The organism is Brumimicrobium aurantiacum (genome assembly GCF_003402975.1).
Classification (GTDB): Bacteria; Bacteroidota; Bacteroidia; order Flavobacteriales_D; family Crocinitomicaceae; genus Brumimicrobium; species Brumimicrobium aurantiacum.
Genome location: NZ_QURB01000002.1, coordinates 317,832 through 330,035 on the forward strand (window position 1 = coordinate 317,832; position 12,204 = coordinate 330,035).

At 33.4% G+C, this 12,204-nt stretch carries 10 protein-coding genes; 3 read left to right on the forward strand and 7 right to left on the reverse strand.

Translation table 11 applies throughout. The features are described 5' to 3' along the window. Window positions 1-156 precede the first annotated feature (156 nt). Complete coding sequence (gene hemB / locus DXU93_RS04665; protein ID WP_116880096.1) at window positions 157-1,128, reverse strand: porphobilinogen synthase; 972 nt, start codon at window positions 1,126-1,128, stop codon at window positions 157-159. Between the two features lie 229 nt (window positions 1,129-1,357). Between hemB and DXU93_RS04670 the strand changes: the two genes are divergently transcribed. Genes DXU93_RS04670 through ung form a run of 3 tightly spaced genes read left to right on the forward strand, consistent with a single transcriptional unit; the run spans window position 1,358 to window position 4,769 of the window. After that, window positions 1,358-3,244 carry an LTA synthase family protein gene (locus tag DXU93_RS04670; protein ID WP_116880097.1) on the forward strand — a complete coding sequence of 629 codons (1,887 nt, stop codon included), beginning with the start codon at window positions 1,358-1,360 and terminating at the stop codon, window positions 3,242-3,244. Next, on the forward strand, window positions 3,241-4,107 hold the full coding sequence (locus DXU93_RS04675; protein WP_116880098.1) for a diacylglycerol/lipid kinase family protein: 867 nt from the start codon (window positions 3,241-3,243) through the stop codon (window positions 4,105-4,107). Before DXU93_RS04670 ends, DXU93_RS04675 begins: the two co-directional genes overlap by 4 nt. Further along, entirely contained in the window at window positions 4,104-4,769 is a 666-nt protein-coding gene (gene ung / locus DXU93_RS04680; RefSeq protein ID WP_116880099.1) for a uracil-DNA glycosylase, read from the forward strand. The genes DXU93_RS04675 and ung overlap by 4 nt, the downstream gene beginning before the upstream one ends. Before the next feature lie 8 nt (window positions 4,770-4,777). Here ung and radC read toward each other — a convergent pair whose 3' ends face one another. The 6 genes from radC to DXU93_RS04710 form a co-directional block, all read right to left on the reverse strand. Further along, on the reverse strand, window positions 4,778-5,470 hold the full coding sequence (gene radC, locus DXU93_RS04685) for a RadC family protein (protein ID WP_116880100.1): 693 nt from the start codon (window positions 5,468-5,470) through the stop codon (window positions 4,778-4,780). A 132-nt stretch (window positions 5,471-5,602) separates the two neighbouring features. After that, window positions 5,603-7,870, reverse strand: a complete 2,268-nt coding sequence (locus DXU93_RS04690; protein WP_116880101.1) for an aconitate hydratase — start codon at window positions 7,868-7,870, stop codon at window positions 5,603-5,605. A 96-nt stretch (window positions 7,871-7,966) separates the two neighbouring features. Then, entirely contained in the window at window positions 7,967-8,719 is a 753-nt protein-coding gene (locus DXU93_RS04695; protein WP_116880102.1) for an NYN domain-containing protein, read from the reverse strand. A gap of 28 nt (window positions 8,720-8,747) precedes the next feature. Beyond that, window positions 8,748-9,833 (reverse strand): toxin-antitoxin system YwqK family antitoxin, encoded by a 1,086-nt coding sequence (locus DXU93_RS04700; protein WP_116880103.1) that lies wholly within the window; start codon window positions 9,831-9,833, stop codon window positions 8,748-8,750. Beyond that, window positions 9,830-10,231 carry an acyl-CoA thioesterase gene (locus tag DXU93_RS04705; RefSeq protein WP_116880104.1) on the reverse strand — a complete coding sequence of 134 codons (402 nt, stop codon included), beginning with the start codon at window positions 10,229-10,231 and terminating at the stop codon, window positions 9,830-9,832. The genes DXU93_RS04700 and DXU93_RS04705 overlap by 4 nt, the downstream gene beginning before the upstream one ends. Further along, window positions 10,228-12,132 (reverse strand): polysaccharide biosynthesis protein, encoded by a 1,905-nt coding sequence (locus DXU93_RS04710; protein WP_116880105.1) that lies wholly within the window; start codon window positions 12,130-12,132, stop codon window positions 10,228-10,230. Before DXU93_RS04710 ends, DXU93_RS04705 begins: the two co-directional genes overlap by 4 nt. Window positions 12,133-12,204 lie beyond the last annotated feature (72 nt).

Below are 12,204 nucleotides of genomic sequence, written 5' to 3' on the forward strand. Positions count from 1 at the left end.
TTCCAAAACCTAATTCATAACCATACACCTAACTAATAGTAAGTTCTGTTTGCTCAACTATAGTAAAAGGTAAAATAAATTGAAGTAGTCTTTTAAGTTTTAAAAACTTAAAAAGAAACACTATAAACCCATTAATCCAAAGAGGAAATTATACTTTTATCCTTTCTTCAATTTAGCAAAGTCTTTTGCATGATATGTTAAAATAGCATTGGCTCCTGCTCTTCTCATACTCAATAACGTTTCGACCATCGTACTATTATAATCCAGCCATCCCTTTTCAGATGCCGCCTTAATCATTGCGTATTCCCCTGATACATTGTAAGCTGTAATCGGTTGAATAAAGTTATCATTTAAGGTATGTATAACATCTAAATAAGACAATGCGGGCTTCACCATTAAAAAGTCTGCACCTTCTTCTATATCGAGAATCCCTTCCAAAATGGCTTCTTCTTTATTTGCTGGATTCATTTGGTAGGTCTTCTTATCACCTGATTTTGGGGCTGAATCTAAAGCATCTCTAAATGGTCCGTAAAAAGCACTTGCATATTTCGCACTATACGCCATGATACTTGTTTGGTCATATTTATGATCGTCTAACATTTCACGAATTGCTCTAATGCGTCCATCCATCATGTCCGAAGGTCCAATAATGTCAAATCCAGCCTGCGCTTGGGCTAAACTCATTTGCGATAAGATTGGCAGTGTTTCGTCATTAAGGATAATTCCATTTTCAACAATTCCATCATGTCCGTCTATACTATATGGATCGAGCGCCACATCACTCATTAATGATATTTCTGGAAAGCGTTTTTTGATTTCCGTAGCCACTTTTAAATAAAAGTTTTGATCATCATAACTGTAATCTCCCCTTTTCGTTTTATATTTTTCAGGAACCACAGGAAATAAAACAAAGTTCTTTATACCTAACTGAACACATTCTTCAATTTCAGTCAGGACTTTTTCCGTACCCCAACGAAAGATACCAGGCATAGAAGCAATTTCTGATTTTTCATTTGCTTGTTCTGCGATAAACAAAGGATAGATTAAATGCGCAATTTCAATATGGTTCTCTTCTACCATACCTCTAATTGCTGCTGATTTTCTATTTCTTCTAGGACGTTGATACATATCTTAACTTTTTAAACGTTTTATTTCTTGATTCACAAATTTAAGATTTATCATGTTTTTATCCTATTTTTTGAATAAAAGTAAAGCGATGTTTATAAAATACCATAATGCTTTAAATGAAAATTAGGATTTAGTGCTGTACAATAGTTACATTTGTGCTGATGTGAGCCTATAAATTAGGACTAAAAACAAATTAGTTTTTAATAAAAAAAAGGAAACAAAAGATTTAATGACAGGCAATTCTTTAATCTTATCTAAAGACATTCAGCTTCTTAAACGTTTAGGAATTATACTCCTCATGTTGAGTATTTCGCGCTGTGTATTTTATTTTTCAAATGTGGATGCTTTTCCTTCTGTTAGCTTGCTAGATTTCATTTATGGAATATGGATGGATATTGTAACCATGGGAATGTACCTACTACCTTTTTATATACTATCCTTACTTCCTTTTAATTTTTATTCAAAAAATTGGTTTAAAAAACTTTTAAAAGGCTTATTCCATATTACAAATACGATTTTAATAGCGCTTAACCTTGTGGATGTTGAATATTTCAAGTTTACTGCCAAGAGAAGTACTTCTGATCTTTTCTCAATGGTTACCACAGGGAATGATATGAATCAACTTGTCACGACATTCATCATGGATTTTTGGTGGCTCATAGGTCTACTTATCGTTATGATAATTATTAGTAACTGGATGTATAACAAGACAGAACACAACATTACTTCAACAAGAAATATATATGTAGATGTATTGAATTTTTTGATTGTACCTTCACTTTTATTTGTTGCAGGTAGAGGTGGATTTGGGTATAGACCGGTGGATATGTTAACAGTTTCCAAACTTACCGATCCTGACAAAACAGCTTTAGTTGCCAATACACCGCTTTCAATTATCAAAACCATTGGAAAATCACCTTTGGTTAAAGTAGATTTTTTTCCTGAAGGTAGTGAGAACATTTATACACCTTTACATAAAGGAGCATCACAACATCAATTGCGTGAAGACCTAAATATTATGGTGTTGGTCATGGAAAGTTTTGGCAATGAATGGCTAGGAAAAAAGTCAAATCAAGAGTATACTCCGTTTTTAGATTCACTATTAGATCAATCTCTTTATTTTGATAATGCTTTTGCAAATGGAAAGAAATCTATTGAAGCGGTTCCTGCTATTTTTGCTGGCATCCCGAGTTTAATGGATAATCCCTATATTTCATCATCTTATGGTACGAATTCCATTAGTGCTTTACCTCAATTATTGAAGGAGAAAGGATATACTTCAGCTTTTTATCACGGAGCGACAAATGGTTCAATGAAGTTTGATGTTTTCACAGCACACCTTGGATTTGACCATTATTTTGGTAGAAAAGAATATAATAATGAAGATCATACCGATGCAACGTGGGGAGTTTTAGACGAATACTTTATGCCTTGGACGGCTAAATCGATTACGAAAGAATTAAAAGAACCATTTTTAGCAGGACTTTTCACACTTTCATCACACCACCCCTATTTTGTTCCCGAAGAGCATGTAAATAATTTACCAACGGGTAGACATCCAATGGCAAAATCAATTGCTTATGCTGATATGAGTTTAAAATTATTTTTTGAAGAAGCTAAAAAGCAGCCTTGGTATGAAAATACAGTTTTTGTAATTTGTGCAGATCACACTCCAGCAGGAACAACTCCACGCTACAATAGAAGAATTGGAATGTATCAAATTCCTATTGCATTTTTCGATCCAAGTGATCAGTTAAAAGCTAAAGTTGATCACAGAATATTTAATCAAATAGATATTATGCCGTCAATTTTAGACCTTACAGGATATTCTAAGGATGTATATGCTTTTGGAAACTCCTTCTTTAAAACCAACCAAAAAGAAGCATTTTCATTGAATTATATTGCCAATTCATATTTACTTTTTGAAGATGATTACATACTTAATTTTGTAGAAAATAAAGCAACTGCATTATATAATTACAAATCTGACACATTAATGAAATATGATTCACTATCTTTCTACCCTGAAATTAATAAAAGTATGACCAAACGACTGAAAGGTGTAATTCAGCGATATAATCATGACTTAATCAATAACACAATGAAGTTAAAGTGAAAAAAAGCATACATTTTATAATTAATCCTATTTCGGGAATTGGTGAAAAAAATATTCTACCATCTTTGATTCAAAAGCACTTGGATCATTCTATTTTCACGTACAAAATTCTTTTTACTGAACATAGAGGTCATGCACGATTATTAAGTAAAACCGCTGCTGAAGAAGGTGTTGATATAGTGTGTGTTGCTGGTGGTGATGGCTCTGTAAATGAAGCTGGTACAGCATTAATAAACAGCTCTACTTCATTAGCAATTTTACCAACTGGAAGTGGAAATGGTATTGCTCGTCATCTTGGTTTATCGTTAAAATTAAAAAGATCAATACAAAGGTTGAACACTTTTAAGCTAAAGCATATTGATACCGTTACATTGAATCAGAAAAAAGCCATTGGCGTTTCTGGTTTTGGATTTGACGCTTTAATAGCCAAAAGATTTGACGAATATCATTCGCGTGGATTTTTAAGTTATATCAAATTAGTACTCAAGGAATTTAGAAATTACAAAGGCATTTCTGTAATACTCAATGAAAAAGAAGAATTTTCCGATTTGTTATTTTGCAGTGTAGCCAATACTTCTCAATTTGGAAATGGATTTTATATTTCTCCAAATTCAGAACTAGAAGACGGACAATTTGAAGTTGTTATTGTAAAAATGCCACAAACTTTTGCATTTATTGGTTTATTGATCGCCTCCCTACGAGGACAAATTCACCATTCAAAGTATGTTGAGTTTTATAAAACATCTGAAATGCAAATCAGAATAAAAAACAGTATGGGACATATTGATGGTGAACCTGTTAATTTTAAAAACTTGAATATTAATTTAAAATGTAATCCTTCATCATTAACTGTAGTAACATGATCGATACACTAAATTCTTCTTGGAAAGCTCAATTAAATCACGAAATTTCTAAACCTTATTTTCAAGATTTACTTTTGAAAATTGAATCTGAATATGAAAGCAAGGTTTGCTATCCTAAGAAAGAGCATATTTTTTCAGCATTTAATTTTACTCCTTTTTCAGAATTGAAAGTGGTAATTATTGGACAAGATCCATATCATGGTATAGGACAAGCCAATGGATTATGTTTTTCAGTTAATGAAGATGTTGCTCCCCCTCCATCGTTATTAAATATTTTTAAAGAAATTAATCAGGATTTGAATATTCCGTTTCCTAATAATGGAGATCTATCAAGATGGGCAAAACAAGGTATTTTGTTGCTCAACGCTACTTTAACTGTTGAAGCACATAAGGCTGGTTCTCATCTAGGACTTGGTTGGGAAAAATTTACTGATGAAGTGATTCGTAGAATTTCCAATGAAAAGGAAAATATCATCTTTTTGTTATGGGGAGGATTTGCAAAGAAAAAGGCTAAATTAATCGACAAAGACAAACATCATATTTTAACAAGTGGTCATCCATCTCCATTAAGTGCCAATCGTGGATATTGGTTCGGAAACAAACATTTTAGTCAAGTCAATGAAATATTGAAATCTAAAAGTTTGCCTCCTATCCAGTGGTAGAAAATGAATTATAGTTTTCCATTTTCAACAAAACTAAAAAATCCATTATCTGAAAATATTACATGATCTAAAATGGGTAAATCTATCAGTTTTCCAAATTGAGCTAATCTTTTTGTTAAATCTAAATCTTGATTACTTGGAAGTAATTTTCCAGAGGGATGATTGTGCATTAGAATACAAGAAGAAGCTTTTAAATCTAATAATGCTTTAAAAATTAGTTTCCCGTCAGCAACTGTTCCTGATCTACCTCCTTTAGAAATTAATTTATTTCCTAGAACTGTATTATTTCGCGAAAGACCGAGCACTCTAAATTCTTCATGTTCTAAATCTTGAAATTTGTTTTTTACTAAATCATAAACATCTTTGGCATGTCTAATTTTTATGATTTTAGGAATTTCTGCAATTGCTCTACGTCTACCGAGCTCCATCATTGCAATAATGCTAATTGCTTTAGCTTCTCCAATACCTTGAAATTCCATTAATTCAGCTTGTCCCATTTTTCCAAGTTGATAGAGACTATTGTCGTTGGCTGATAAAATTTCCTTTGCAAGATCTACGGCAGATTTACTTCGTGATCCTGAACCTAAAATTATGGCAATGAGTTCGGCATTTGTTAACACTGATCTTCCCGAATTTTGAAGTTTTTCTCTAGGTCTATCCTCTTCAGCCCAAGTTTTGATGGTGGTATTATTTGTATACATTAAAATTGATTTTTGTGGTTAACTTATATTAAGATAATGAAAAATATGAATTCAGTCATAATGAGTACAAAAAAAAATGCTGCTCCATAAAGGAACAGCATTTAAAATATAATTTTTAGAATAGTTAAAAAACTATGCGTTTGCTTTTCTTCTAATCAAGTTAAGTGCACTACCTGCTTTGAACCACTCAATTTGTTGTTCATTGTAAGTATGATTTAATTTGATTTCTTCTTTAGATCCATCTGCATGAACTAATTCTAAAGTAATTTGCTTATTAGGAGCAAATTCATTTAAATCAAGGAAGTTGAAAGTATCGTCTTCTTTAATTTTGTCGTAATCAGCCTCATTTGCGAAAGTTAATCCTAACATTCCTTGTTTTTTAAGGTTTGTTTCGTGGATACGTGCAAAAGATTTTACAATTACTGCCATAACACCTAAGTGACGCGGTTCCATTGCTGCGTGTTCACGAGAAGAACCTTCACCATAATTGTGGTCACCCACTACGATTGAAGGAATTCCAGCTGCTTTATAAGCACGAGCTGTTGCAGGAACTTCACCTTTTTCACCAGTCAATTGGTTTACTACTTCATTTGTTGCTTTTCCGAATGCATTAACAGCACCGATTAAACAGTTATTTGAAATATTATCAAGGTGACCACGGTAACGTAACCAAGGTCCAGCCATTGAAATATGGTCAGTTGTACATTTACCAAATGCTTTAATCAACAATTTCATTCCTGTAATGTTCTCACCATCCCAAGCTTCAAAAGGAGTTAAGATTTGTAAACGCTCAGAGTCATCTTTTACAACAACATCAACATCACTTCCGTCTTTTGCTGGTTCTTGATAACCATTGTCTTCAACATCAAACCCTTCTGCTGGCAACTCTGTACCTGTTGGTGGATCTAATTTAATTTCCTCACCATCAGCATTTGTCAGTGTATCAGTTAAAGGATTGAAATCTAAACGTCCGGCAATTGCCATTGCAGCAACTAATTCTGGAGAAGTTACAAAAGCGTGTGTATTTGGGTTTCCATCAGCACGTTTTGAGAAGTTTCTGTTGAAAGAGTGGATAATTGTATTTTTCTCTTCTTTTTCAGAACCTGCTCTATCCCACTGTCCGATACATGGTCCACATGCATTTGTAAAGATTGTCGCATCAAGATCTTCAAAAGTTTTTAAAAGACCATCTCTTTCGGCAGTATATCTTACTTGTTCAGAACCTGGATTAATACCGAAGTCTGATTTTGTTTTTAATTTTTTGTCAACCGCTTGCTTAGCAATAGAAACAGCACGTGTTAAATCTTCGTAAGAAGAGTTTGTACAAGAACCGATTAATCCCCATTCAATATCTAAAGGCCAACCTTCTTTTTTCGCTACTTCACCTAATTTGTCGATAGGCGTAGCTAAATCTGGAGTAAATGGTCCATTCACGTGAGGCATTAATTCGCTCAAGTTAATTTCAATAACTTGGTCAAAATATTTTTCTGGCTCAGCATAAACTTCATCATCTCCTGTTAAGTGTTCAGCAACTTGATCAGCCAACTCAACAACATCAGCACGACCAGTTGCCTTAAGGTAACGACGCATTGAATCGTCATATCCAAATGTAGAAGTAGTTGCACCAATTTCAGCACCCATGTTACAAATCGTTCCTTTTCCTGTTGCAGAAAGTGATTTAGCACCTTCACCAAAGTATTCAACGATACAACCTGTACCTCCTTTTACAGTAAGAATACCAGCCACTTTAAGGATAACATCTTTTGAAGCTGTCCATCCATTTAATTCACCAGTTAATTTAACACCGATTAATTTTGGGAATTTCAACTCCCAAGGCATACCAGCCATAACATCTACAGCATCAGCACCACCAACACCAATTGCAACCATTCCTAATCCACCTGCATTTACAGTGTGAGAATCAGTACCAATCATCATTCCTCCTGGAAATGCATAATTTTCTAAAACAACTTGGTGAATAATTCCAGCTCCTGGTTTCCAGAAACCGATTCCATATTTATTACAAACTGAACTTAAGAAGTTAAATACCTCATTGTTCTTATTCAAACTTTCTTGCAAATCTTTAGTTGCACCTAATTTTGCTTGAATAAGGTGATCAGCATGGGCCGTTGAAGGAACAGCAACTTTATCTTTACCTGCTTGCATGAATTGCAATAATGCCATCTGCGCTGTTGCATCCTGCATAGCTACTCTATCTGGAGCAAAATCAACATAAGAACCACCACGCGTGAATTCTTTGTTTGCATCACCATCCCATAGGTGAGTGTAAAGGATTTTCTCTGACAATGTCAAAGGTTTGTTAACTGTCTTTCTTGCCGCCGCAATACGTTCTGGGTATCGCTCATAAACGGCTTTGATCATATCGATATCAAAGGCCATAGTCTATTTTTTGTAATTAAAATTAATTTTTCTAAGCAATGCGAAAATAGCAATTTAAGCCTTTAATCGCAAGCTATAATTATGATTTATCGAAAACTATTGTTTTTTCTTGCTTGAAATGTTTTTCACGTAGATGTGTTTAGAACGGCTATTTGGAGCTTGACGTTCCTCAATCTTCACTGTACCAATAGCATCCATCAATGGTGTAAGTTTATAAAAACCAAAGTTTCGAGGGTCAAAATTTGGTTGTTTTTTATTGATCAATGAACCCACATCACCTAAAAATGCCCACCCATCATCATCAGCACAATCATAAATAGATTGACGAATTAATCGGGTGATTTTTGGAGTTACTTTTTGAACTGTTTTCTTTGTTTTTGTTTTAGTCTTCCCTTTCTTCTCATCTGTTTCGTCAGATTTTAGAATTTCTAGGTAAATAAACTTATCACATGCAACAATAAAAGGCTCTGGAGTTTTCTCCTCTCCTATTCCGATTACAAATTGACTTGACTCACGCAATCTAGTCGCAAGTCTTGTAAAATCTGAATCTGAAGATACAATACAAAAACCATCTGTTTTTCCGCCATATAAAATATCCATGGCATCAATTATCATTGCTGAATCTGTTGCATTTTTACCTTGGGTATAACCATACTGTTGTATAGGTTGTATGGCATTTTCTAATAAAAGCGTTTTCCATTTCGATAAATGTGGTTTTGTCCAGTCTCCATATATACGTTTGATTGAAGGTGTACCATATTTGGCTATTTCCTCCATCATTTCCTTGATGTATCTGCTTGGAATATTATCTCCATCAATCAGTACTGCTAAGTTTGAATCTTTATTCATTAAAATTTGTTTGGTTTAATGGTTTGGACTATTTCCAGAATTGCCACCATTTTTTGGATTTAGCATTTGGAACTTCGTCATCCTCATTTCCTTCTGTTGGTCCGTCACCACCGAAAGTTTCAATTTCATTGCCATATTTATCATAAACATGTTTCTCTATGAGTTCATCTTTTTTATAAAGGGCTTCCATTTTTAATTTGTCATCCGGAAAACGCTCCATGAATTCACCATGTTTCATTCCGTTTTTATAGGTTTCTAAAGTTTGAATGTGACCTTGTATAAAGAAGGTTTTAAAAACGCCATTCTTTACATCATCTTCCCATGTCTCCGTTTTTAGAAGGCTTCCATCGTTATAATAAAATTTCCAATCTCCTGTTTTCTTCCCTTCTTCGTAAAGGCGTTCTTGCAAGACATTTCCCTCACCATCATATTGTGTATATGCTCCATCAAACAATCCGTCTTTATAGTTGATTTCTGTTTTTACTTTTGAATCTGCATAAAAATCGATTTTCGGACCATTTAATATTCCATTGCTATAGTTTTCAATCTTAAATGTATCATTTTCAAAAACAGGGTATTCAATGAACTTATCGACATTGTCAATGACCAATTTGAACTTTTCTGTTCCCGTCTTTACCTGACGGTAGTAAATTGATTGACCATGCTTTTCACCATTAGAATAATTAATGTTCCAAGCAACTAATCCACTTGTGTCATTATAAAAAGTCCACTGACCATTTTCTACACCATCAATATGATTACGCACAACTTGTGGACAACCAGATTTGTAAAATGTTGTATCGATTCCATTTACTTTTCCTCCAGAAAACTTCACTAAACGCTGACGTAAACCATTGTTGTGACAAGTTTCACATTCTCCGGTAAATGGATTTCCAGATTCTCTTGAAAAAACGAGATTTGATCCTGGATCAGATTCTAAGTTTTGATTACAATCGACAATATCGTCTCGTTCATCACATTCCCATGCGACATATTTTTTTCCAAGTCTTTCGGCTGACTTTTCAAAGCAAGGACCTCTTTTTATCCCGTTAATCTGTGAAAAGGCTCCTGTCGAAAATATTAAAATCAATACTAAAAATCCAAATCTCATCATGTTTTATCGTCTAATTTTTTAAATGCTTCAATTAATTCTGGAAATACTTCAACACTCTTGTTACTTCTAAAATCAAAGCATACTAGTTTTGAAGCGCCTGTAGTTCTAAGTTCTCCATCAACTCTAACCTCATATCCGAAAGTAAAACTTTTACCTCCAACTTCAATCAAATGAAGTGAGATTTCAGGGAAATCATGTAAAAAAACCGGCTTTAGATAAGTTAATTCATTCTTAACCAATAAAGTTCCTTGTTTTTGGTAATCCCATTCTGAACCAACTAATTGTTCAAAATAATGCATTCTTGCTTGTTCAAAATAACTTAAATATACTGCATTATTTACGTGCCCCATCATGTCACAATCTGCAAATCTTACTTGTATTCTTGCTGGTTTAATCATTTATCTAGTTTTGTAAATTCTGAATTGTTACTTAAAAATTCAGGAACTATTTGTTTCATTTTTATTACGATTTCCTCGTTGTTTTGTTTTTTAAACAACCCAATTAAGGCTTCGATCTCACTTATTATATTGGCAGGTGCCGGACAATTTTGTGCTCTTAAAATCTGCTTGTGATGCGTTGGTAACGTATTTTCTTCATTGGCCAACAACTCCTCATAAAGCTTTTCACCAGGTCTTAAGCCTGAGATTTTTATATCAATATCTTTACCGTATTCTAATCCAGAAAGACGAATCATTTTCTTGGCTAAATCAACAATTTTTACTGGCTCTCCCATATCAAAAACGAAGATTTCCCCTCCATTCCCCATGGCACTAGCTTCTAATACCAATTGACAAGCTTCAGGAATAGTCATAAAGTAGCGGGTTACATTGACATCAGTAACGGTGATTGGTCCGCCTTGGTCAATCTGCTTCTTGAACAATGGGATTACAGATCCATTTGAGCCTAAAACATTTCCAAATCGCGTTGTTACAAATTGAGTTTGAGATGTCTCATTGATTTTCTGAGCATAAATCTCTGCAATCCTTTTTGATGCGCCCATCACGTTGGTTGGATTTACAGCCTTATCTGTTGAAATCATTACCATTTTCTCAGCCTTATAATGGTCAGATAAATCTACAATAACCTTAGTTCCGAGAACATTAGTTAATACTGATTCAGACGGATTACCTTCCATCAATGGTACATGTTTATAGGCTGCAGCATGAAAAACAATTGATGGCTTGAATTGATCAAACAAGTTTTCCATACGATCTTTATCACGAACACTTCCTATTACAATCTCAACATTATCAGCTAATCCAGCTGCTATTAAATCTATATGTAAATCATATAATCCAGATTCCCACTGATCTAAGAGTATCAATTTTTTCGGACTATAATGAACAACTTGTTTGGTGATTCCACTTCCTATTGAACCAGCGGCTCCAGTAATAAGAATAACTTTATCCTTGATTTGGTTTTTTACACCTTCAACATTTAAGTTTATTGGTTCTCTACCTAATAAATCATCAATGTTTATTTTTCGTATTTGATTAATACTAAACTCACCATTAATCCATTTCTTAAAACTAGGAACACGCTTAACTTCTACTTCTTTTTCAAGACAAATTTCAACAATACTTGAAATCACCGCTTTATTAGGCTCTTGAATTGCGACAATAAGTTCTGTGACATCGTATTTATCAATTAAACGTTCGAGGTTATCAGTTTTGTAAATTGAAGTTCCTTCTAGCCTTTTACTTTCAAGGTTTTTATTGTCATCTAAAAAAGCAACAATTTTAGAATTAAAATTTGGATCTTTTTCAATCGTTCTTTTGGTAATTAAACCAGAAACACCTGCTCCAAAAATTAGAATATTTTTACGTTTAGCATCCTTTGGTTTATTCATTTCAAAGTATATAACTTTAACAGTGAATCTGAAACCAATCATAAATAAAAGAGAAACCAAAAACTCAACAATAATAATTGAATTGGGTAAAATAAATCGGTTGTCTACAAAGATATACCTTACTAAACCAGCAACGAAAATAATTGAACTGTAGGTTAATAATGCAAAGAAAATTCTTTTTACATCTGCTAAAGAGGTAAACCTTACAAGTCCTTTATGAATCTTAAAGAGAAAGAAAACAACCGGTTTAAGTAAAATGACAAAAGGAAGAACATCTTTGATGTATCCCCATTCTTTTGTTATCGTTTCTGAATCGGTATAAAAATCAAAACGGATTAGGTAAGCAAGTGTTAATGCAGCAATGAAAACAATAAAATCCATCAACATGACAATACTTCTTGGAGTATTGTTAATATCTAATAAACTTGAATTTTGTTGTTTATCTTTCATTTGCTACTTAAAAAGAATAAAATGATGCAAACCTTCAATAAATAAACATAAAATTCACGTCAAAGATTTGCA